General features: G+C 73.8%; 14 protein-coding genes. 8 read left to right on the top strand and 6 right to left on the bottom strand.

Features of this window, described 5'->3' with window-relative positions; translation table 11 throughout:
- Positions 1-135: 135 nt before the first annotated feature.
- Positions 136-1,128 carry a GlxA family transcriptional regulator gene (locus C7M71_RS12440; protein ID WP_111491795.1) on the bottom strand — a complete coding sequence of 331 codons (993 nt, stop codon included), beginning with the start codon at positions 1,126-1,128 and terminating at the stop codon, positions 136-138.
- 148 nt (positions 1,129-1,276) lie between these two features.
- Between C7M71_RS12440 and C7M71_RS12435 the strand changes: the two genes are divergently transcribed.
- The 3 genes from C7M71_RS12435 to C7M71_RS12425 all read left to right on the top strand — a co-directional run bounded on the left by C7M71_RS12435 (position 1,277) and on the right by C7M71_RS12425 (position 4,870).
- Complete coding sequence (locus C7M71_RS12435) at positions 1,277-2,611, top strand: MFS transporter (protein WP_407675892.1); 1,335 nt, start codon at positions 1,277-1,279, stop codon at positions 2,609-2,611.
- A 304-nt stretch (positions 2,612-2,915) separates the two neighbouring features.
- On the top strand, positions 2,916-3,830 hold the full coding sequence (locus tag C7M71_RS12430) for a hypothetical protein (protein WP_111491796.1): 915 nt from the start codon (positions 2,916-2,918) through the stop codon (positions 3,828-3,830).
- Positions 3,831-3,925: 95 nt separating this feature from the next.
- On the top strand, positions 3,926-4,870 hold the full coding sequence (locus C7M71_RS12425; RefSeq protein WP_111491797.1) for a beta-ketoacyl-ACP synthase III: 945 nt from the start codon (positions 3,926-3,928) through the stop codon (positions 4,868-4,870).
- 238 nt (positions 4,871-5,108) lie between these two features.
- Here the strand turns inward: C7M71_RS12425 and C7M71_RS12420 are convergent, their stop codons facing one another.
- Positions 5,109-5,756 carry a TetR family transcriptional regulator gene (locus tag C7M71_RS12420; RefSeq protein WP_111491798.1) on the bottom strand — a complete coding sequence of 216 codons (648 nt, stop codon included), beginning with the start codon at positions 5,754-5,756 and terminating at the stop codon, positions 5,109-5,111.
- A gap of 562 nt (positions 5,757-6,318) precedes the next feature.
- Here C7M71_RS12420 and C7M71_RS31680 point away from each other — a divergent pair.
- Together C7M71_RS31680 and C7M71_RS31675 are read left to right on the top strand one after the other, a co-directional pair.
- The gene (locus C7M71_RS31680; RefSeq protein ID WP_229758684.1) at positions 6,319-7,488 is read left to right on the top strand and encodes a serine/threonine-protein kinase; all 1,170 of its coding nucleotides are present in this window, start codon (positions 6,319-6,321) and stop codon (positions 7,486-7,488) included.
- Positions 7,489-7,832: 344 nt separating this feature from the next.
- Positions 7,833-8,942, top strand: a complete 1,110-nt coding sequence (locus C7M71_RS31675; protein ID WP_229758683.1) for an outer membrane protein assembly factor BamB family protein — start codon at positions 7,833-7,835, stop codon at positions 8,940-8,942.
- Positions 8,943-9,006: 64 nt separating this feature from the next.
- Here C7M71_RS31675 and galE read toward each other — a convergent pair whose 3' ends face one another.
- A complete protein-coding gene (galE, locus tag C7M71_RS12410) occupies positions 9,007-9,996 on the bottom strand; it encodes a UDP-glucose 4-epimerase GalE (protein WP_111493178.1) in 990 nt (329 codons plus the stop codon).
- 230 nt (positions 9,997-10,226) lie between these two features.
- Here galE and C7M71_RS12405 point away from each other — a divergent pair, with 230 nt between their 5' ends.
- The 3 genes from C7M71_RS12405 (at position 10,227) to C7M71_RS12395 (ending at position 15,928) form a co-directional block, all read left to right on the top strand.
- On the top strand, positions 10,227-11,861 hold the full coding sequence (locus C7M71_RS12405; RefSeq protein WP_111493177.1) for a glycosyltransferase family 2 protein: 1,635 nt from the start codon (positions 10,227-10,229) through the stop codon (positions 11,859-11,861).
- 109 nt (positions 11,862-11,970) lie between these two features.
- Positions 11,971-14,754 (top strand): bifunctional glycosyltransferase/CDP-glycerol:glycerophosphate glycerophosphotransferase, encoded by a 2,784-nt coding sequence (locus C7M71_RS12400; RefSeq protein WP_111493176.1) that lies wholly within the window; start codon positions 11,971-11,973, stop codon positions 14,752-14,754.
- The gene (locus C7M71_RS12395; protein ID WP_111493175.1) at positions 14,747-15,928 is read left to right on the top strand and encodes a glycosyltransferase; all 1,182 of its coding nucleotides are present in this window, start codon (positions 14,747-14,749) and stop codon (positions 15,926-15,928) included. Before C7M71_RS12400 ends, C7M71_RS12395 begins: the two co-directional genes overlap by 8 nt.
- A 53-nt stretch (positions 15,929-15,981) precedes the next feature.
- Here the strand turns inward: C7M71_RS12395 and C7M71_RS12390 are convergent, their stop codons facing one another.
- The 3 genes from C7M71_RS12390 to C7M71_RS12380 all read right to left on the bottom strand — a co-directional run bounded on the left by C7M71_RS12390 (position 15,982) and on the right by C7M71_RS12380 (position 19,496).
- A complete protein-coding gene (locus C7M71_RS12390) occupies positions 15,982-16,743 on the bottom strand; it encodes a calcium-binding protein (protein WP_111493174.1) in 762 nt (253 codons plus the stop codon).
- A 94-nt stretch (positions 16,744-16,837) separates the two neighbouring features.
- Positions 16,838-18,400 (bottom strand): hypothetical protein, encoded by a 1,563-nt coding sequence (locus C7M71_RS12385; protein ID WP_114914340.1) that lies wholly within the window; start codon positions 18,398-18,400, stop codon positions 16,838-16,840.
- Positions 18,401-18,443: 43 nt separating this feature from the next.
- The gene (locus C7M71_RS12380) at positions 18,444-19,496 is read right to left on the bottom strand and encodes an acyltransferase family protein (protein WP_162824226.1); all 1,053 of its coding nucleotides are present in this window, start codon (positions 19,494-19,496) and stop codon (positions 18,444-18,446) included.
- Positions 19,497-19,520 lie beyond the last annotated feature (24 nt).

Below are 19,520 nucleotides of genomic sequence, written 5' to 3'. Positions count from 1 at the left end.
CGGTGGGAGCCACCTCGGCGAGTGCGGATCACGCGGCGCCGGACAGGGCCCGGGCGTCGCGGTCGGGTGGCGGAGCACCGTGCCGTACTCGGGGTACGTCGCAGGGCGCCCCGCCACCCGGTCGTAGCCCCCTGCTCAGACCCGGCCCGCCCGGAAGGTGCGCCGATAGCTGCTGGGCGCCACCCCCAGCAGCTCGCGCATACGGGCCCGGAGCGACGCTGCGGTGCCGAAGCCGGCCGCCCGCGCCACCTGGTCGACCGTCATATCGGTGGTCTCCAGCAACTGCCGTGCCCGCTCGGCGCGTTGCAGCAGCAGCCACTGCCCGGGGCTGGTCCCGACCTCGTCCCGGAACCGCCGGGTGAAGGTCCGCACGCTCATCCCCGCCTGCCCGGCCAGCTCCCGCAGCCCCAGCGGCTCGCCCAGCCGGGCCAGCGCCCACGCCCGGGCCGCCGCCGTGCCCCCGGTGTCGGCGGCGGCGCCGTTCTGCCGGGGCACCGGCAGATCCACGTACTGCGACTGGCCGCCGTCCCGCCACGGCGGCACGATGCAGGTCCGCGCCACCTGGTTGGCCACCGCGCTGCCGTGGTCGCGGCGTACCAGGTGCAGGCAGAGGTCCACCCCGGCGGCCACCCCGCCGGAGGTGAGCACATCGCCGTCGTCGGTGAAGAGCACATCGGGGTCGAGCAGCACCGCCGGGAAGAGCCGCCGGAAGCGGTCGGTATGGCGCCAGTGGGTGGTGGCCGGACGCCCGTCCAGCAGCCCGGCGGCGGCCAGCACAAACGACCCGGTGCAGATCGACACCATCCGGGTGGACGGTCGGATCCGGGCCAAGGCCGCCGCCATCGGCTCCGACAGTCGCCCCTCGGTGAACCACGGGCGCCCCTCGTACGCGGCCGGGACGATCACCGTCTCCGCCCACTCCAGCAGCTCCGGGCCGTGGTCCACCGAGATCCGGAAGTCGGCGCTGGTCGCCACCGGGCCGCCGTCCAGGGTGCAGGTCGCCACCTCGTACAGCGGGCCGTCGTCGACCGGGTCCTTGGCCGAGCCCAGGATGCGCGACGGGATGGCCAACTCGAAGGCGACCACCCCGCCCAGCGCCAGCACCGCCACCCGGTGCGGTCCACCCATCGCCTGCCTCCCAGCGCCTCGCAGCGGCCTCTGACCCTGGCCCCGGCCGTGTACCGTCCGGCCAAGCCTGCCCGCTGGCCCGATCCTTGCGCAACCTGACCATCGGGCCACTCGCGGGCCCGCGCCCCCGGACCGGAGACTCGGTACCGTGACCGATCTGACCGAGCCGACCGAGCCGCCGCAGCTCCGGACGCCCCCCGCCCCCGCCGCTCGACCCGCCGCCAGTCCGGCCCCCCGCCTGCACTACGCCTGGATCGTCGCCGGGGTCGCCCTGCTGGTGCTGGTCGGCGCGGCCGGCTTCCGCTCCACGCCCGGTCTGATGATGGAGCCCCTGCACCATGAGTTCGGCTGGTCGCACGGCGTCATCTCCAGCGCGGTCTCCGTCAATCTGGCCCTCTACGGCCTCACCGCGCCCTTCGCCGCCGCCCTGATGGACCGCTTCGGCGTACGGCTGGTGGTCACCAACGCCCTGCTGATGATCTCCATCGGCAGCGGGCTCACCATGGTGATGAACGCCAGCTGGCAACTGGTGCTCTGCTGGGGCGTACTGGTCGGCCTGGGCAGCGGCTCCATGGCCGGGGCCTTCGCCACCACCATCAGCGGACGCTGGTTCACCGCCCGGCGCGGGTTGGTCACCGGCGTGCTCACGGCCGGCGGCGCCGCCGGCAACCTGGTCTTCCTGCCGCTGCTCGCCTGGCTGGTCGACCAGCACGGCTGGCGGACCGCCGCCTTCGTCGTCTCGCTCTGCGCCACCGCCGTGGCCGTCCCGGTCCTGCTGCTGATGCGCGAGCGCCCCGCCGACCTCGGGCTGCTCCCGTACGGCGCGCAGACCGCGCCCCCGCCGCCGGCCGCCGACGGCGGTGCGATGGCGCGGGCGCTCACGGTGCTGGCCGCCGCCGCCCGCACCCGGCCGTTCTGGCTGCTCGCCGCCTCCTTCGCGATCTGCGGCGCCACCACCGCGGGGCTGGTCGGCACCCACTTCGTCCCCGCCGCCCACGACCACGGCATGCCCGCCACCACAGCGGCCGGGCTGCTCTCCCTGGTCGGCCTCTTCGACGTGGTCGGCACCATCGCCTCCGGCTGGTTTACCGACCGCTTCGACTCGCGCCTGCTGCTGATCGCCTACTACGGGCTGCGCGGCGCCTCGCTGCTGGTCCTCCCGCACCTCTTCGCGGCCGACCTGCACCCCGGGATGCTGGCCTTCGTCATCTTCTACGGCCTCGACTGGGTCGCCACCGTGCCGCCCACCATCGCCCTCTGCCGCCAGTGGTTCGGGGAGGACGCCCCGATCGTCTTCGGCTGGGTGCTCGCCTGCCACCAACTGGGCGCCGCCCTGGTCGCCTCCGCCGCCGGCATCGCCCGCGACCGCTTCGGCGACTACGACGCCGCCTGGTACGCCGCCGGAGCCCTCTGCGCCGTGGCCGTGCTGCTCTGCCTCGCCCTCCGCCCCCGGCCCGCCACCGCCGCCCCGGCCCACGCCTGACGGCCGCCATCGAGACGGGACCGGCCGGGCCGGCGGAGTCCGGCGGCTATGGACCGGCGCGGCAGCCGGCCGCCGCGCCCCCGGAAGGAGTGAACGACCTCCACCGGCTGACCCGCCGGGGGCCCGCCGTCGGCGCTGGTCCGGACGGGGACGGCGAGCGGGAGGCGGTGTTCGGCGGGGTTCGTGCCAACTCCGTGGAGCTCCTGGGGAACTGAACCACCCGTACCAGCTGTGCGTAGGCTCACACACTGCAACACGCACCCCGGTACCGGGAGCGCCCCGGTCCTTTGGGAGGATCGCACCCATGTCCCGCACCGAGCGCACCGCTGACCTGCCTCCGTCGCAGCCCGAGCCCGACCCGCGCCAGGGTCGCCGCCGGGGGCGTCGCCGCAAGCCGAGCCGGAGCCGCGCGGGCGCCGCGACGGTCGGTACGGCGGCGGTGCTGGTCGCCGCTGCGGGCGGCTGGCTGGCGTTCGGTCCGCAGGGTGCGCTCCTCACCACGGCGGCCTCGGTCGCCCCGGTCCGCGCCGAGGACGGCACCACCGCCGCCCGTGTGCAGAGCGGTTCGCTGGACGTCGGCCATGTCTCCTCGCCCGCCGCCAACCGCTCCGACCGCAATGACGGCACGGTCGCCGAACTGCCCGGCGTCGGCCCGGCCTTCCGGGCGAAGATCCCCGCCTCGGCCGACCAGGTGCTGCTGGTCTCCGGCGAGGGCAGGAACTCCGCCCACTCCACCGCCACCCTGTGGACCCGCACCGCCGACGGCCGCTGGCAGCCCGGCACCGCCTGGCCCGCCCACAACGCCCTCAAGGGGTGGACCCCCGACCACCACCTGGACGATCTGCGCAGCCCGGTCGGCGTCTACCCGCTGAGTGACGCCGGCGGCCTCCGGCCGAACCCGGGGACGAAGCTCCCGTACTACCGCGACGCCAACTTCACCATCGGCGGCAAGGGCTTCGAGGGCGAGGACCTCGAAGGCTCCTTCGACTATGTGGTGGCCATCGACTACAACCGGGTCGCGGGCACCTCGCCGCTGGACGGCACCAAGCCGCTCGGCCCGGCCAAGGGCGGCGGCATCTGGGTGCACGTCGACCACGGCGGCCCGACCCACGCCTGTGTGTCGCTCGCCGAGCAGGACATGGTCGCGCTGGTGCGCGCGCTGGACCCGGCCGCCCACCCGGTGATCGTGATGGGCGACGAGGCGTCGCTGGCCGCCTGACCCGCCGCTTCTTGTCCGGGAGCTACAGCATCGGCGGCCCGATCCTGTACAGGGGCGCGACAGGCTGACCGGCCGGTATCGGGTTGAGTGGTGGCATGACGGGATCCCGCATCGTGGCGCTCGGCCACTACCAGCCGCCCAAGGTACTCACCAACGACGACCTGGCGCGCCTGGTCGAGACCGACGACGAGTGGATCCGCAGCCGGGTGGGCATCCGCACCCGGCACATCGCCGAGGACGAGACCCTGGTCGACCTCGCCGAGCAGGCCGCGCAGAAGGCCCTGGCCACCAGCGGGCTGCTGCCCTCCGACATCGACCTGGTCGCGGTCGCCACCTGCACCGCCGTGGAGCGCAGCCCCAGCACCGCCGCCGCCGTGGCGGCCCGGCTGGGCATCCCCACCCCGGCGGCCTATGACATCAACACCGCATGCTCCGGCTTCTCCTACGCGCTGGCCACCGCGGACCACGCGCTGCGGGCCGGGGCGGCGCAACGGGCGCTGGTGATCGGCGCCGAGCGGATGTCGGACACCGTGGACTGGACCGACCGCTCCACCTGTGTGATCTTCGGCGACGGGGCGGGCGCCGCCGTCCTGGAGGCCACCCCCGAGGGCGTGGAGCCCGGCATCGGGCCGGTGGTCTGGGGGTCCGAGCCGGACAAGGGCGACGCGGTGGTGATCACCGGCTGGAACCCCCGGATCAGCCAGCAGGGCCAGGCGGTCTTCCGCTGGGCGACCACCAAGCTGGCCCCGATCGCCCGGCAGGCATGCGAGCGGGCCGGGGTGACGCCGTCGGAGCTGGCGGGCTTTGTCGCGCACCAGGCCAATCTGCGGATCATCGATGCGATTGCCGCCCGGCTGGGCGTGGAGCAGGCGGTGGTGGCCCGGGATGTCGTCGACTCGGGGAACACCTCCGCCGCCTCCATCCCGCTGGCGCTGAGCAAGCTGGTGGAGCGGGGCGAGATCGCCTCGGGCGCACCGGTGCTGCTCTTCGGCTTCGGCGGCGGCCTGGCGTACGCGGGACAGGTCGTCCGCTGCCCCTGACGTGCCCCTGACGTGCCCCTGACGCGCTGCGGGGCGGCCCCGGCGGTGCTGGGGCCGCCCCGGTGCGGGCGCGCTTCGGACCTCCGGTGTACCTCCCCCGAGGCACGTCCGGCGTCCTCCGTCCGCCCTCGGTCCGGACAGGAGACCGAGAGGGTGCGCGCACGGTGGATGCGGTGCGGGTGGTGCTGATGGTGCTGATGGTGCGGGTGATGCCGTGGTGCGGTGGAGCGGTGCAGCCCTACTTCGGCGGTTTCTTGCCGGTCACCCCGAGGTAGACCAGCGACGTCAGGTTGGGCTTGAGGTCCTTGGCCTTGGCGCCCCAGGAGTCGAATGCCTTCTGGTGCTCGGCCGCGGCGGCCAGCAGGGTGATCAGCGAACCGGCGACGGCGCCGGCATTCGCCGACTTGTCGAACCGGTTCTTCGCCTGCATGTCCTTGAGGGTGTCGGTGAGCGGGCCGGCCACGGCGTTGAGGACCTTCATGCGGATCTTGAAGAACCGCTTGTCCCCTTCCGCCGCACCCAGGGTGACCACACGCAGGATGGCGTCGTTGTCACGCCAGAACCCGAGGAAGCCGTCAACCAGCTCCTCGGCTGTGGTCCAGCCGGTCTTTCCCGCCCAGGATTTGTTGGCCACGAGCTCCTTGAGCACGAGGCTGTCCTTGGCCATTTCCTCCGCGATCTCAAGGACAGCGCCCTCGACATCCGGGAAGTACTGGTAGAACGTTGCGGGGGAGGTACCCGCCATCCGGGCGACGTCGATGACCTTGACGTCCCGGTACGGCGACGTGCTGAGCATCTCGCGGAGGCAGTCGAGCAGCTTCTGCCGCGTCGCCTGTCCGCGTCGCCCGGCGACGCGACCGTCGACGGTGCGAACTTGTCCTGTCATGCCGTCAGTTTACCTGCGCAAGATCAGGGCGCGATTCGGCAATGTGACGAATACTCCGACCGGGGGTGGTGCGGCAGCACCACGGCGGCGCGGAGAAACACCCGGTCCACCCGCTCGGGGAGCCGGAAGTTCCGTTACCACCCGCTTTACGGCCAGGTCAGGACTTCCCAGGCCGGGTGCTGACGGGCAATTCGGCGGCAGCCGGATCCTACGGTCCGGTATGCATTCGCCAGGGGCTTCGAATCCGGACTCCTTGCCGTAATGCAGTTGTGACTGCTCCGTTAGGGGCAATCGGCCTTTCGAGCCGTCGGAACCGGTTCCGGGATGCCCGTCGGCCCGTCGGGCGGCGCTGCCCCCGGAGGCTGCGGGCAGGACGGCGAACCACGGCGGCACCCCGGACGTCATCTTGGATGGCAGCGGGCCGCACGGTCTCCGGGCATGTCGGAGGCGGTGCGGCCCCGCACTGCTGGTTGGCCGTTCGGCGGGTCGGCATTGGACAATCGGACGACCCCCTTGCGGCGGCACGCTGCCGGGGGCGGCAGAGTGGGGAGGTGGCGGAGGAGTGGACCAGCTGACGGCGCACGATCCGAGACGGATCGGGCCCTTCGAGGTGCTGGGACGCCTCGGCGCGGGTGGGATGGGGCTCGTCTACCTGGCGCGGTCGGCGTCGGGGCGGCGGGTGGCCATCAAGACCGTGCGCGCCGAGCTCGCCGAGGACGAGCTCTTCCGGGTCCGCTTCAGCCGGGAGATCTCCGCCGCCAAGACGATCAGCGGGTTCTACACCGCCGCCGTGGTCGACGCCGACGCCGATGCGCCGGTGCCCTGGCTGGCCACCGCCTATGTCCCGGCGCCGTCGCTGGAGGACCTGGTGGACGAGTGCGGCCCGCTGCCGGTGGAGGCCGTCCGCTGGCTGGCCGCCGGGATCGCCGAGGCGTTGCAGTCCATCCACGCGGCCGGTCTGGTGCACCGTGACCTCAAGCCGTCCAATGTCCTGGTGGTGGAGGACGGCCCTCGGGTCATCGACTTCGGCATCGCCGCCGGGGTCTCGCACACCCGGCTCACCATGACCAATGTGGCCGTCGGCACCCCCGCCTACATGTCGCCGGAGCAGGCCCGCGACAGCCGCAGTGTGACCGGGGCGAGCGATGTCTTCTCGCTGGGCTCGCTGCTGGTGTACGCGGCCACCGGCCACCCGCCCTACCGGGGAGCCAACCCGGTGGAGACCGTCTTCATGCTGCTGCGCGAGCAGCCCGACCTCTCCGGCCTGCCGGAGGAGCTGGCGCCGCTGGTGCGGTCCTGTATGCGCCCGGCCCTGGAGCGGCGGCCCACCCCGGCGGAGATCCAGGCCGAACTGGCGCCGCACCTCTTCGCCCGGGGCGACTCCGGCGGCGACGGCGACGCGGAGGAGTGGCTGCCGCCGCCCGCCCTCGACCTGATCGAGCGCAAGCGCGGGCGGCGTACGGCCGTGGCCGCGCCCCCGCCGCCGCCCTCCCCCGGTCGCCTTTCCCCCAGCCGCCCGCCCCTCAGCCGCCCTCGCCCCGGCCGCCCGCCCGGCTGCCGGTGGCCCAGGGGCTCCCGCAGACCGCCCCGATCTCCCTGGCCCGTCCCGGCTCCCCCGCGCCCCAGCCGCCCGCCCCCGGGCGGTCGACCCGCGCGGCGTCGGCCCCCGCCCGCCCCGGAGCGACGAGACCCCGGTCACCGAGCGGCTGGCCCCGGAGCGGTCGGCCCTTGAACGGTCGGCCCCTGAACGGTCGGCACGTGAGCGGTCGGCCCCCGAGCTGACCCCCGGCCCGAGGCACCGGGGCGGCCCCGCCCGCGAGGACGACGGCGGCGGGGTGCGCCTGGCCGGAGCCTCGGTGCGGATAGGGCCCGGCCCCCGGGCCGAGGTCGGCGCACTGCCGGCCCTCGCCACCTCGCCCGCCACCGACTGGGTACGCGCCCCGGCGGCCCCGGCGCCCGCCGCGCCCCCGCGCGCCCCGTGCCCGCCCCCACGCCCCCGGCGCCCGCCCCGCAACCGGCGCGGCCCGCCACCCCCGCCCCCCGGCCGCCGGACCGTGGCGGCCGTGGCGGTTCCGGATGTCCAACGACGTGTGGGGCACCCCGGTGGTCGCCGACGGCACCCTCTTCGTCTCCAGCTTCGAGGTGCACGCCCTGGACATCGCCACCGGTCAGCGCCGCTTCAAGACCCGCGACGTGGCCTGGGCGACGGCGGTCTGCGACGGCCGGGTGCACGCCGCCGACGGCCCGCACCTCTACACCCTGGACGCGGCCGACGGCACCGAGCGGTGGCGCCGCACCCTCGACGGCTGGATCTACTCCCTGGACGGAGCCGCCGGCGCGGTCTGCGTCGGCGTCCGGGGCGGCGGGGTGCAGGTGCGCTCGGCGGCGGACGGCACCGAGCTGTGGCGGGCCGCCGGGGCCCAGCAGGACTACGAGACCCCGCAGTCCGGCCCGGCGCTGGTCGGCGACTCCGTCTACTACTACGGCGGCGGCCTGCTGCGCGCCGCCGACCTGCGCACCGGCCGGGTCCGCTGGACCGTCGCGGTCGGCGAGGACGTCCCGGCCCGCCCGGTGGAGCGGGACGGCACCCTCTATGTCACCGCCGGCACCCGGGTCATGGCCTTGGACGCCGCGACCGGCGCGGAGCGCTGGCGCTTCGAGGCGCCGGTGGTCCTCTTCACCCCGCCCGCCCTGGACCCGGACACCGCCGGACATGCCCCCGGCCTCACCCGGACCGCCCCCGGCGTCTATGTCGCCGACTACCTGGGCACCCTCTACGCCTTGGACGCCACCACCGGCCGCCCGCGCTGGCGCGGCCGCACCGCCAGCCGGCAGGGCGCCGAACCGGTGGTCGTGGCGGACGGCTCGGTGCTGCTGGCCAGCGGCGAGACGGTCTTCGCCTTCGACGCCGCCGACGGCCGGGAGCTGTGGCGGTACGGAGCGCGCGGCGAGGTGGTCGGCTCCCCGGCGGTGGCCGGCGGCCTGGTGCACATCGGCAGCCGCGACCGCTCGCTGCACACGGTCGACCTGGCCACCGGTCGGCTCCGCTGGGAGCTGGGCACCAAGGGCGAGCTCACCGGCTCCCCGGTGGCGGTCGACGGCCGGGTCTTCGTCGGCAGCAAGGACCGCTGCGTCTACGCCCTCGACTCGGTGTACGGCACCGCCATCCCCGACGACCCGCAGTAGCCCGGCCCCGGCCCCGGCCCCGGCCCCGGCCCCAGACCAGCCCAGACCGGCCCAGACCGGCCTGTCAGCCCCGCCGACGGGCCTCGGGGTGGCGCAGGCACCAGCCCTCCCACGCGGAGGCCACCATCTCCGCCACCCCATGGCGGGCCGTCCAGCCCAGCTCCTTGCGGATCAGGTCGGCGGAGGCCACCACCCGGGCGGGGTCGCCGGGCCGCCGCGCGGTGACCTCGGGGGCGAGGTCGTACCCGGTCACCCGGCCCACCACAGCCAGCACCTCGCGGACCGACACCCCTTCGCCCCGGCCGATGTTGAGGACCAGCGAGGTCTCGCCGGCCGGGTCCGCCGCCAGCCGCTCGGCGGCGGCGACATGCGCCGAGGCGACGTCCGAGACATGGATGTAGTCGCGGATGCAGGTGCCGTCGGGGGTGGGGTAGTCATCGCCGAAGACCCGGGGCGCCGCCCCGGCCGTCAGCCGCTCGAAGGCCATCGGCACCAGATTGAAAGCGCCGCCGTCGGAGAGCTCCGGGGAGGCCGCTCCGGCCACATTGAAGTACCGCAGCGCCACGGTGGAGATGCCGTACGCCGCCCCCGCCGCCTTCACCAGCCACTCGCCCGCGAGCTTGGTCTCGCCATAGGGGCTCATCGGCGCGCACGGCGTGGCCTCGGTCACCAGGTCCACATCGGGCATGCCGTAGACGGCCGCCGAGGAGGAGAAGAGGAAGCGGCGCACGCCAGCGTCGGCGGCGGCCTCCAGCACGGTCTGGAGCCCCTGGAGGTTCTCCCGGTAGTAGCGGAAGGGCTGCTCGACCGACTCGCCGACCTGCTTCTTCGCCGCGACGTGCAGCACGCCGGTCACCGCGTGCTCGCGCAGCGCCCGGTCCACCGCGGCCCGGTCCAGCGTGGAGCCCTCGACCAGCGGGACATCGGCGGGCAGCCGCTCGGCGTCGCCGGTGCTGAGGTCGTCCAGCACGGCCACCCGCAGGCCCGCCTCGCGCATCGCGCGTACCACATGTCCGCCGATGTATCCGGCGCCGCCGGTGATCAACCAGGTCATACGTGGATCATAGGTGGCGGAGTTCGGCGTTCCTACGCGGTCCCCCGGGGCCGCACCGGTCCGGTCCGGTATTGTGGCCGGAGGATTAATCCGGTCAGAAGGAACATGCCCGGCCCCGGTCGTCAGACCCGGCCGGTCCGGGATCCGGGCAGGGCGCACGGCGGCCGCGGGGGGACTGCGGCGGCTCGGACGCCCGCCCTGCCGAGCCGTGGACGAGGGAGCAGGCGCGCATGTCGGGTGGCGAGCCGCGGGTCAGCGTCGTCGTGATCGTGTTCAATGACGCGGCCCGTGTCGCCGAGGCGGTGCACTCCGCACTCGACCAGGGCGATGCGGTGGGCGAGGTGCTGGTCGTCGACGACGCCTCCACCGACGCCACCCCGGCCGTCCTTTCCCGGATCGCCGCCGACCACCCCCGGCTGCGGGTGATCACCCGTACCGGCAACAGCGGCGGCTGCGGCACCCCCCGCAACGAGGGCATCGCCGCCGCCGGCGAGCCCTATGTGATGCTGCTGGACAGCGATGACGTCCTGCCGCCCGGCGCCGCCCGCACCCTGCTGAAGGCCGCCGTCGCGCACCGCGCCGACGTGGTCGCCGGTGTGGCCGTCCGCCGCGAGCTCCCGGGCGGCCCGGACGCCGCCTGGCAGCGCGAGCTCTACCCGCCCGACGGGGCCGACCCGGTGCTCTACCCCGACGGCATCGGCAGCCGCCCGCTCTTCCTGCGGGACACCCTGTCGGCCGGCAAGCTCTACAACCGCTCCTTCCTGGAGCGGCACGGCGTGCGGTTCGCCGAGGGCGATGTGCACTACGAGGACTTCGTCTTCACCGCCATGGTGTACGGGGCCCGGCCCCGGCTGGTCGCCATCCCGGACCGGGTCTACCACTGGCATGTCCGCCGGGCCGCCGGGCGGCAGTCCATCTCGCTGCGCCGCGACGAGATCCGCAACTGGCGGGACCGGGTCGACGCCCATGCCGAGACCGTCCGGGTGCTGGAGAAGGCCGGGGAGAAGGCCCTCGCCACCGCCGCCGGCACCAAGTTCCTCGACTACGACCTGCGGATGTACGTGCGCGAGCTGGGCACCCGCCCCGCCGCCTACCAGGCCGAGTGGTGGCGCATCGCCCGCGACCACCTGGGCGGCTTCGACCGCGCCGCGGTCGCCGCCGCGCACCCCGCCGCCCGCTGGATCGCCGCGGTGCTGCTGGCCTCCGAGGAGCCGGTCGAGGTGGCCCGCCTGGTCGAGCTGGCCGCCGGGCCCGCCCGGCTGGTGCCGCCGTACCTCACCGACCGGTCCGGGAAGCCGGTCTTCGGCAGAGGGCTCGCCGCCATCCCGCTGAAGGGCCTGCCCAAGCTGCCGCTGGGCCGGCTGCCGATCGCGGTCGACGGCGCGGTCCGGATCGGCCGCCGCTGCGAGATCCGGCTCCGGCTGCACGAGCTGTACGGCCGACTGGCGGCCGCCCGCCCCGAGTCGGTCTCGCTGGAACTGCGCTCCCGCTCCGGGGCGGCGCCGGTCGCGCTGCGCCATCCGGCGCCGCTCGTCAACTCCGGCGACACCTGGACCGCCGCCCTCAGGGTGGATGTCTTCGAACTGGTCAGGGCCGGTCGGGCGGCGGCTCCGATGACCGCCTGGACCGTCTGGGCCAACATCCGCTTCGCCAACGGCCGCACCGTCTCCACCGCCGTCCGCGCCCCCGGCGGCGGCGCCCGCCGCTCCTTCGCCTACCGCCCCCCCACCGCGTTTGCCCTGGTCCAGGCCTACACCACGGGCTCCGGCGGGCTGGCGCTGCGGATCGCCGGCGGTCTGGCCGGCGTCCGCGAGGTGGCCGCCGGCCGGGTCTCCAGACTCCGCGCCAAGCTGCGGCAGCGCTGAGCGTGAGCGCCGACCGCCTGCCCTCTGGTGCGGTCGGAGGCCGCACCCCGATACGTGAGGATGATGCATGGGGAGCACCAGCTCCGGAGCGACGAGGAAGGAAGGTGGCATGACCGAGGCGCGCACGCCCGACGTCAGCGTCACGATCATCGTCTACAACGACGCGGAGCGGCTGCCGCGGGCCGTACGGTCCGTCCTCGACCAGACGCTCCGCAACCTCGAAGTGATCATCGCGGACGACGCCTCCACCGACACCACCGAGCAGATCGCCCGGCGGCTGGCCGCGTCCGACCCCCGGGTGCGCTACGAGCGGCTGGAGCGCAACAGCGGCGGGTGCAGCGCCCCGCGCAACCGGGGCATCGAGGTCGCCCGCGCGCCGTACCTGATGTTCCTGGACAGCGACGACGAGCTGCCCCGGCACGCCTGCAAGAGCATGCTGCTGGTCGCCGAGGAGACCGGCGTCGACTTCGTCACCGGTGAGGTCACCCGGCTCTTCGAGGAGAGCGGCCGCACCGGCCTCTGGTACCCCGACCTCTTCACCGAGCAGCGGGTGCTGCGGGGCGTGCGGGAGGACCCGGAGTACTTCTTCGACCACCTCTCCACCAACAAGCTCTACCGCGCCGACTTCATCGCCCGGCACGGCCTGCGCTTCCCCGAGGGCGTCCACTACGAGGACCAGCTCTTCTCCGCGCACGCCTACACCTCCGCCGAGTCCTTCGCGGTGGTGCCCTGGGAGATCTACACCTGGCGGCTGGCGGCGGAGAGCGACTCCATCTCCTCCAGCCGGCACAAGATCCAGAACGTGGTGGACCGGATCGCCGTCGCCCGCATGATCGACGGCTACCTCGCCGACGCCGGCCACGCCGAGCTCCAGGCGGCGAAGGACTACAAGTTCCTCAAGCACGACATGCGCCTCTACCTGGGCGACCTGCCGTTCCGCACCCCGGCCTGGCTGGCCGAGTTCGCCGAGGTGGTCAACCCCTATCTGGACCGCATCGACGACGCGGTCTACGCCCGGCTCAGCCGCGAGGAGCGGATCTGCCTCCACCTGCTGCGGGCCGGTCGGCCCGAGGAGGCCGCAGCGGCGGCCCGGGTGCTGGGCCGCCCGCAGCTCGCCCCCCGCCGGATCGCCTCCGAGGACGGCCGCACCTGGTGGGGCGGCGACGTCCCGCAGGACGAGGCGGGTCGGCGCGAGCTGGACATCACCGAGTGGCGGATGGAGCAGCAGGTCTTCGCCACCGGCCGGGTGCGCCATGAGCTGGAGTCGGTCCGGCCGGACGGCGGCGCGCTGCGGCTGCGCATCCGCAGCTACGACCCGGCAGGGCTGATCGGCGGCGGCGTGGAGGCGGTGCTGAAGCTGGCCGCAGGCGGGTCGGCGCTGGATCTGCCGCTGAAGCTGGAGCCCGTCGGCGAGCGGGAGTACGTCAGCGAGGCGGCGCTGGACATCCGCCAGGTCCCGATAGGGGTGGTCGGCTTCGCCGGTCGGCGCCACCCCCAGGTGACCCTGTCGCGCGGCCGGGAGAAGCGGAGCGACCTGCTGCTGGCGCCGCAGGACCTGCCGGTGCGGCACGCCGAGGTGTCGTACCACGAGGTGGGCACCCACACCGTCACCGTGCGCCCCGAGGGGCGCGGCGCCGGGCGCCTTGAGGTCGAGTGGGAGCGCTCGGGCGCGCTGCGCGTCGCCGAGCCGCTGGGCCCGTACCTGCGCAACGCCAAGCGCAAGGCCGGCCGGGTCAAGCGGATCGTCACCGGCCACGAGGGCAAGGCCACCGTCTACGACGCCTTCGCCAAGCTGCCCGGCAGGCGGGACCTGGTGGTCTTCGAGGCCATGGAGGGCCGGGGCTACGCGGACAACCCCCGCTATGTCCACGAGGAGCTGCGCCGCCGCGACCTGCCGCTGGACGTGGTCTGGTCCCACACCGGCGACACCTCCTCCTTCCCGGACGACGTCACCCTGGTGCGGCGCGGCAGCTGGGAGTACGTCAGGGCGCTGGCGCGGGCCCGGTACTGGGTGGACTCGCACAACCTGCCCTCGCTCTACCGCAAGCCCGAGGGCACCCGCTACCTCCAGACCTGGCACGGCCAGACGCTCAAGAGCATGGGGTTCGACGTGCCGGGGCTGCGGATGGCCCCGCCGGAGGTGCAGCAGCGGCACCGCGACTCGGTGAACCGCTGGGACCTGCTGGTCTGCCCCAGCGCCGAGTTCGAGCGGACCTTTGTGCCCGCCAACGACTACACCGGCGCGCTGGTCCGCTCCGGCTACCCGCGCAATGACGTGCTGGTGCGGTGGCAGGAGCCGGAGCAGTTGGAGCTGGCGGCCCGGGTGCGCAAGCGGCTGGAGATCCCGGAGGGGCGCAAGGTGCTGCTCTACGCGCCGACCTTCCGCGACGCGGCGCGCAACTCCGGCCGGTCGATCAGGGTGGACCTGCCCGAGCTGGTCGCCGGGCTGGGCGACGAGTGGGTGGTGGTGGTCCGCGCCCACTACTACGACCGGTTCACGGTGCCGCTGGAGCTCGGCCACGCGGTGCGGGACGGGTCCGGCTTCGCCGATGTCAACGATCTGATGCTGGCGTCGGACGCGCTGCTGACCGACTACTCCTCGCTGATGTTCGACTATGCGAACACCGGCCGTCCGATCCTGCTCTACACGGACGACTACGAGGCGTACCGGACCAGCGAGCGCGGCACCTACTACGACCTGGCGGAGATCGCCCCCGGCCCGATGCTCTTCTCCACCGGGGAGCTGGTGGACGCGATGCGCGACCTGCCGGGGACGGCGGACCGGTACACCGGGCACTACGCCCGCTTCCGGGACATGTTCTGCTCGTATGAGACCGGCCAGGCAAGCAAGCTGGTAGTCGACGCGTTCTTCGAGGGCGGCAGTGATGAGTAGCGCCAGCACGGCGGAGGTGGCCGGCGCCCCCGGCCCCCGGCGCAATGTCTTCTTCATCGGCATCGACGTGGACTCCATGGGCGGCTCCCAGCGGGTGCTGCACACCCTGGCGCAGGGTATGGGGGAGCGCGGCCACCGGGTGGAGCTGATCGGCATCCGGCCCAGCCCGGAGCCCTTCCGGTACCACGCGGAGCCGTCGTACCGGCACTGCACGCTCTACTCGGCGCCGCCGCAGCCGGCCTGGCATCCCCGGACCCTGGGTGAGCGGGTCAACCCGTCCCGGCAGATCGAGGCCCGCCGGGCGCGGTCCGACCGCGAGGTGGCGCGGGAGCGGCTGACCGAGCGGCTGAGCCGGGTGCGCGACGGCTATCTGGTCATAGGGTCACCGTGGGCCGCCGACTGGATCCTCAGCCTGGACTGGCAGCACCTCAAGGGGATCGGCCAGTACCACGAGTCGTTCCTCCAGGCGAGCGGCTCGGCCAACCTGGGGCTGATCCGCCGCCACTACCCGAGGCTGGACAAGACCCTGGTGCTGAGCGAGGGCGACGCGGTGGAGTTCCGCAACCAGCGGCTGCCCAATGTCTCGGTGATGCCCAACCCGCTGCCCTTCCACCCCGACCGGCCGGCTCCGCTGGACACCCTGCGGATCGGCGCGGTCGGCCGGCTGGACCCGGTGAAGCGGCTGGACCGGCTGATCGAGGCGTTCGCTTCGGCCGCCTCGGGGCGCCCCGGTTGGGAGCTGCACCTCTTCGGCGAGGGTCCGCTGGAGGCCGAACTGCGGGCCGGGGCGGCCCGGTTGGGCGTCGCAGACCGGGTGGTCTTCCGGGGTGCCGCCGCCGACATGGAGTCGGCCTACCGGGAGCTCTCGGTGGTGGCGCTCACCAGCGAGCGCGAGGGCCGTCCGATGGCCCTCGCCGAGGGGGCGGCCTGCGGCGTCCCCTGTGTCGCCTTCGATGTCTCCGGCGGCGTACGGGAGTTGGTCGAGGACGGCCGCACCGGCACCCTGGTGCCCGCCTATGACGTCCCGGCGTTCGCCACCGCGCTGGGCACGCTGATGGACGATCAGGAGCTGCGGCGGCAGTACGGGGCCGCCGGGCGTCTCCATGTCTCGGGGCTGACGCTGCCGGCGGTGCTGGACCGCTGGGAGGCGCTCTTCCGCGAGATCGACCGCTGAGCCCCGGGCCCGGCTGAGCCTCCGGCCCGGCACCGCTGCGGTGCCGGGCCCGCTCAGCCGGTGACGGTGATGTGGTGGCGGGGCGAGGTGGCCGGGCCGGTCCACTTGTCGCCGGGGAAGTACCAGGCGTAGGTGCCGGAGCGGTCCGGGGTGACGGTGGTGGTCAGCACCCCGGAGATGTCGGGCTCCACGGACTTCACGGTGGTCCAGGTGTCCGAGCCGTCCGGGCGGAACTGCAACCGGATCAGCGCGTCGCCGTAGCCGAAGTAGCGGCCGTCGTTCCAGGAGGCGCGGGCGAACCAGCCGGTGAGGGTGACCGGTCGGCCCTTGGCGGCGGTGGCGGCCGGGGGCGGCGAGGTGAGCTTGCCGGAGCGCTTCAGCGAGAAGCCGCCGAGGTTGCCGCCCCTGATGTCGTCGCCGTCCACGGCGTGGGCCTGCGCGTCCACGAACCAGGTACCGGCCTCGTCGTTCCACACCTGGTGCCGGGAGGTGTCCACGGAGGCGCTGCCGGTGCAGGTGGAGGTGGTGGCGGAGACCTGCTCGCAGCGCATCGGGGAGACCCTGAGGACGCCGTACTTGGGACCCCACACGCCCACCGGGCCGACGGAGCTGATCCCGGAGTCGTCGCTGGCGGTGATGGAGATCGGGAAGGTCATGGCCTGGTTCACGCCCAGCACCAGGCTCCGGCCGTCGTTCACCACGACCGAGGTGATCCTGATGTCGCCGTGCGAGGGGCCGGCGGCGATCGACGGCAGGGCGACGGCCGCCGTCGCGACGACTCCGGCGGCGGCGAGGAGGGCTGATCTTCTGCGCATGGTGGCCCCAGTATCCCCTGGGCCGGTATGCCCCTGAGCCGGTATCCCCCTGAGCCGGTATCCCCCGGGGCAGGCCCCCGGGGTGGCACCCCGGCTACCGTCCCTGGGCGCTCAGCGCCGCGAGGTCGACCCGGATCAGCCGCTCGCCGTGCGGGCCGGTGGCCATCGGTGTGAAGAGGGAGCCTCTGGGGACGGGCCGCTCACCGGCGGACTTGATCAGCCACGCCACGTGGTACCGGAGCAGGATCGCCCGGCCCTGGGCGGCGGTGGTACGGCGGTCGAAGAAGGTCGCGGTGTCCTTCCAGCGCTGCCGCTCGTCCGGGAGGAAGAAGTCCGGGTAGGCCGGTGCGACCGTGGTGGCGCCATAGGCCGGGGCCATCCGCAGCGCGTAGTAGTTGTGGGTGAGGATCACATCCCCGTACCGGACGAACGGCGTGATCCAGGAGTAGTCCCCGAAGGTGGCGATCTGCTGGACGCCCCATCGGTCGGCCACCGCCTTGTACCGGGGGAGGGCATAGGTGACCACCCCCACCTGCGTCCACACCCCCACCGCCAGCGCGGCGGCGACCACCGCCCCGGCCGCGCGGCGCAGCCGCCCCGGGGCCAGCGCGGCGAGCTCGACGGCGAGGGCCAGCTGGGCGGCGAGCATCACCCCGGGCCAGACGCGCCCCCAGGACCAGTGCCCGAGCAGCCCGCCGGCGGTGAAGACCGCGCCGCAGGCCAGGAAGAGCAGCACCAGCGGGTCCAGGCCCCGGGTCCGGCGGGCCCGTACGGCCAGTGCGGGCAGCGCGAGCAGGGCGAGGCCGTAGCGGGGCAGCAGGTCCCGGTAGAGGGCCTGGTGGACGGAGGCCAGATCGCCGCCGGCGGACGCCAGCTCCCAGAAGTCGTAGTAGGGCCAGAGGGTGAGCACCACCGCCAGCACCAGGCCGCCGGCGGCCAGGTTGCGCAGCGCCCGCAGCGACCGGCCGGCAGGCGCGGCGGCCACCACGGCGAGCGCCCCCAGCAGGGCGATGGCGCCGGTGAACTGGTGCACCAGCAGGACCGTGGCGGTCAGCAGGCCCAGGGCCAGGCAGGGCAGCAGCCGCCATCCGGCGCGGGCCTCCTGCTGGAGCCAGGCCCACAGGTTGAGGGTGAGGCCGAGCGCGAAGGTGCTGGGGTAGGAGATGGTGAGGGTGAGCGAGGTGAAGGGGATCCAGCCGCTCCAGGCGAAGAGGTGCCAGCCCCAGAGCAGCACCAGCAGCGGCAGCGCCAGCACCGGCGCCCACCGGTGGTCGGTGAGGGTGCGGACGAATCGGTACACGCCGGTGACCAGCAGCACGCAGGCGGCGACTGCGGCCAGCGAGAGGACGGTGAAGGTGTCCCAGCCGGTGGCCCTCGCCAGCGCGCCGAGGAGGAGCATCCACGGCGAGAAGTACGGGCTGGGGGTCTCCTCGGCGATCAGCGGATTGGTCGGGTCGGAGAGGTCGGTACGCAACCGCTCGATCACCGCCGCATGCAGCCCCTGGTCTCCCGACCAGGGCAGTTTGATGCAGAGCGGCAGTATCACCAGCAGGGCGAGGACGGCGAAGACCGTGTAGGGCAGCGGCAGCCGCAGGGCGCGCACGCGGGTGGGGGCGGTGCTGGTGGCAGCCGGGGAGTTCTGCACCATCTGTCCCATCGGTCAGGACTGGTCCGATTGTCCCCAGCAGGCTACCCGGCGGTCAGGCGCGCACCAGCCACCGCAGCCTCGGCTCCACCAGCCACCGCAGCGCCCACCGCACCGGCGCGGTCATCAGCAGGGTGGCCGCGACCAGCGCCGCAGCGGTCACGGCCAGTTCGCCGACCGGGCTGTGCAGGCCGTCGTACCAGCCCTGGTACTGGGCGAGTTTCACCAGCATGGGGTGGAGCAGATAGGCGTACATGGTGCGGGTGCCCAGTGCGGTGAACCAGGTGGTGCGGGTCGGGACCAGCGCCAGGAAGGCGGCGCAGGCCAGCAGCGAGCCGACCAGCAGGGCGGCGTCCAGCAGCAGGTAGTGCGGCAGGCTGGAGTGCAACTCCTGGTAGCTGCGCTCCCGACTGAGCCAGTCGAGCGTGCGGGCGTGCGGCACCACGGCGTACGAGCCGGCCACGAGCGCCGCCAGCAGCACGGCCGCGCCGATCCGTACCCGGCGGGTGCGCAGCCGCTCGAAGTGCTCGGGCCGCAGTTGGAGGCCGAGCACGAAGAACGGCAGGAACTGGAGCACCCGGCCGAAGGAGAGGATGTTGCCGTTGTCGGTGGTCCCGGAGAGGACGGAGATCAGTACGGCGACGGCGAACGGATACCGGACGGCCCGCCAGAGCGGCGCGCTCAGCCGCCAGAGGAAGAGCGCCACCAGGAACCAGGCCGCGTACCAGGGGTCCAGCAGGCTGATGTCCACATGCCGCTGGCCCAGCACCTGGCTGCGGAAGAGGCTGTAGAGGCATTCGAAGGCGAGGTACGGCACCAGCACGCCGCTGATCAGCCGGGCCAGCTGGTCCGGCCGGGCGGTGAACCCCCGGGAGAAGTAGCCGGAGAGCAGGATGAAGGCCGGCATATGGAAGAGGTAGACCCAGGCGTAGGCGGCCTTCACGGCCGTGCTGTCCTGCCCCAGGCGGGAGGCCGACCAGGTGTGGCCGAGCACGACCAGGGTGAGCAGCAGAAACTTCGCATTGTCGAAGTACGGGTCGCGGCCGGCCCGTGCGGGGTCGGAGGAGGCGGTCGCGGGCCGGGCCGGGGCGGTTAGGCTGGTCTCCACCGGCGAGATGCTACCGGGCCGTCC

This window comes from Peterkaempfera bronchialis (assembly GCF_003258605.2).
GTDB classification, from domain to species: Bacteria; Actinomycetota; Actinomycetes; order Streptomycetales; family Streptomycetaceae; genus Peterkaempfera; species Peterkaempfera bronchialis.
The sequence above is the reverse complement of the archived record's forward strand: the minus strand, read 5'-3'. Positions and strand labels throughout refer to the sequence as shown.